This is a genomic window from Clostridium sp. CAG:221, assembly GCA_000435835.1.
In the GTDB taxonomy this organism is placed as follows: domain Bacteria; phylum Bacillota; class Clostridia; order Clostridiales; family Clostridiaceae; genus Clostridium.
Genome location: FR883360.1, coordinates 2,721 through 5,300, shown reverse-complemented (window position 1 = coordinate 5,300; position 2,580 = coordinate 2,721). Strand labels below are relative to the sequence as shown.

Annotated in this window: 6 protein-coding genes and 1 pseudogene; all 7 read right to left on the bottom strand. The window is 33.4% G+C overall.

What is annotated here, in order from left to right; genetic code table 11:
- On the bottom strand, positions 1-350 hold a 350-nt coding region (rpsK, locus tag Q5O44_RS01080), incomplete at its 3' end, for a 30S ribosomal protein S11 (protein WP_302637078.1).
- A gap of 15 nt (positions 351-365) precedes the next feature.
- Positions 366-731 carry a 30S ribosomal protein S13 gene (gene rpsM / locus Q5O44_RS01075; protein ID WP_022166532.1) on the bottom strand — a complete coding sequence of 122 codons (366 nt, stop codon included), beginning with the start codon at positions 729-731 and terminating at the stop codon, positions 366-368.
- A 210-nt stretch (positions 732-941) separates the two neighbouring features.
- Positions 942-1,055, bottom strand: coding sequence for a 50S ribosomal protein L36 (gene rpmJ, locus Q5O44_RS01070; RefSeq protein ID WP_016205879.1), 114 nt, complete (start codon positions 1,053-1,055; stop codon positions 942-944).
- Between the two features lie 39 nt (positions 1,056-1,094).
- Positions 1,095-1,313 (bottom strand): translation initiation factor IF-1, encoded by a 219-nt coding sequence (gene infA / locus Q5O44_RS01065; protein ID WP_005212092.1) that lies wholly within the window; start codon positions 1,311-1,313, stop codon positions 1,095-1,097.
- A 7-nt stretch (positions 1,314-1,320) separates the two neighbouring features.
- On the bottom strand, positions 1,321-1,632 hold the full coding sequence (locus tag Q5O44_RS01060) for a KOW domain-containing RNA-binding protein (RefSeq protein WP_291663510.1): 312 nt from the start codon (positions 1,630-1,632) through the stop codon (positions 1,321-1,323).
- Positions 1,633-1,683: 51 nt separating this feature from the next.
- Positions 1,684-2,433 carry a type I methionyl aminopeptidase gene (map, locus tag Q5O44_RS01055; protein WP_022166530.1) on the bottom strand — a complete coding sequence of 250 codons (750 nt, stop codon included), beginning with the start codon at positions 2,431-2,433 and terminating at the stop codon, positions 1,684-1,686.
- Positions 2,433-2,580 (bottom strand): annotated as a pseudogene (locus tag Q5O44_RS01050) (adenylate kinase); the annotation flags it as partial. The gene map and the pseudogene Q5O44_RS01050, both read right to left, overlap by 1 nt.

Sequence of the window (2,580 nt, the reverse complement as noted above, 5' to 3'; positions counted from 1 at the left end):
ATTGGAGTAACATCTTTTATTAAAGTTACTTCTAATCCAGCAGCTTGTAAAGATCTTATAGCTGCTTCTCTTCCAGCACCTGGTCCCTTAACGTATACTTCTATACTCTTTAGACCGTGTTCCATAGCCGCTTTAGCTGCAGTTTCTGCTGCCATTTGTGATGCGAATGGAGTACTCTTTCTTGATCCTCTGAAACCTAAAGCTCCAGCACTTGACCATGATAAAGCATTTCCTGCTGCATCAGTTAAAGTAACTATTGAGTTATTGAAAGTTGATTTGATGTGTGCAGCACCATGTTCAACATTCTTTCTTTCTTTTCTTCTTCTAGTCTTTTTAACTTTTTGAGCCATTGAAATCCCTCCTCACTATTTCTTCTTGTTTGCGATTGTCTTCTTAGGACCTTTTCTAGTTCTAGCATTAGTCTTAGTCTTTTGTCCTCTAACTGGAAGACCTTTTCTATGTCTTATTCCTCTGTAACATCCGATTTCAACTAATCTCTTTATGTTTAAAGCAACTTCTCTTCTTAAGTCACCTTCAACTGTAATATTTTTAACGAAGTTTCTGATTGCATTAACTTCTTCTTCAGTAAGATCTTTAACTCTAGTGTCTGGGTTTACTCCAGTTTCAGCTAAAATCTTTTGAGAAGTAGATAATCCTATACCGTATATATATGTTAGACCTATCTCAACTCTTTTTTCTCTTGGTAGGTCAACTCCTGAAATTCTTGCCATTGATTTACACCTCCTGATAAGTTGGAATGCAATTATTTATTAAATAATTTATAATGAATTTTAGGTTAATAGATAACTAATTGCAATTACTATTGCAGCCGCACCTAAAATTATTGACTTAAATATTGCCTATATAATAATATTGAAATTTGTAATAAAAGTCAATATATTAATATTTGTAAAAATATATTTGCCTAATACTTAATTATATTAGCCTTGTTTTTGCTTGTGCTTAGGATTTTCACAGATAACCATTACTTTTCCTTTTCTTCTTATAATCTTGCACTTTTCGCAAATAGGCTTAACTGATGGTCTTACTTTCATCGCTAACCCTCCTTGTGTAATTTATGGTGACTTCACACCTTATTTTGCTCTCCAAGTAATTCTTCCTCTTGTTAGGTCATATGGAGAAAGCTCTATTGTTACTTTATCTCCTGGAAGAATTCTTATGAAGTTCATTCTTAATTTTCCTGATATGTGAGCTAGTATTTTATGACCACTTTCTAACTCAACTTGAAACATTGCATTAGGTAAAGCTTCTAAAACTACACCTTGCATTTCTATTACATCATCTTTTGACATAAGGTAATCAACCCTCCTTAACAATGCCTTTAAGCTTTAAAAATCTCTTAATCTTTAAATCAGCGCCTTTATCTTTAGCTGCTAGAGCAGTTTTAATATGATCTTCAGCATCTCCTAAAACATCAAAATGTTTTAGCTTCTTTTTTTTCGGCATCTGAATTGTCTTTGTTTTTCCATTGCTCAATAGGTAATAACTATCATCTATATTATCTACTATGATATACATTTGATTTTTATCCCTGCCTGAATTTGAAATAACAAGTTTTCCAATTAAGTCATTGTTTTGCAAACTTTTCACCTCGATGATTACCTTAGCCATAAATTTACAAGACACCATATGGTTTCATGCGAATTTATAACTAAGCAACACTTATTTAACTAGTGTTAGTATCTCTGGTCCATCTGGTAAAATTATGACTGTATTTTCATAATGTGCTGATAGACTTTTATCACTGGTGATAACTGTCCAATCATCACCTAATGTTTTAACTCTATGACTTCCTACATTAACCATAGGTTCAATAGCTAGAGCCATACCAGTCACTAATTTTGGACCTCGGCCTGGTCTTCCGAAGTTTGGAACCTCTGGATCTTCGTGAAGATCTTTTCCAATTCCATGCCCAACGAAATCTCTTACAACAGAGAACCCTGAAGCCTCAATATATTTTTGTATTTCATTTGAAATATCAGTTAGATTATTTCCTACTTTTGCAGCTTCTAAACCTTTGAAAAAACTTTCTTTAGTTACTTCAATAAGCTTTTGTGCTTCTTCTGAAATATTTCCAACAGCGAAGGTTCTTGCAGCATCTCCATGGTAGCCATCAATCATAGCTCCACAATCTACACTAACAATATCTCCTTCTTTTAATACATACCTTCCTGGTATTCCATGAACTACTTGCTCATTAACAGATATGCATAGTGATGCAGGAAATCCATAGAGCCCTTTAAATGAAGGTTTTGCCCCATGCTTAGTTATAAATTCTTCTGCTATCCTATCTAATTCGGCAGTAGTTATACCTGGCTTTATGTTTTTTTCAACCACTAGAAGCGTTTCCGCTACTATTTTACCAGCTTTCCTCATTAGGTTGATTTCTTTATCATTTTTAATAATGATCATTAATCAACTCTTCCGAATAATTCACAAATATCGTTAAATACTTCGTTAATAGCTTTTGTTCCATCTACCGTAGAAAGTAGATTTTTTTCTTTATAAAAATCAATCAGTGGTTGTGTTTGTCTTTCATATACGTCTAGTCTTTCCCTA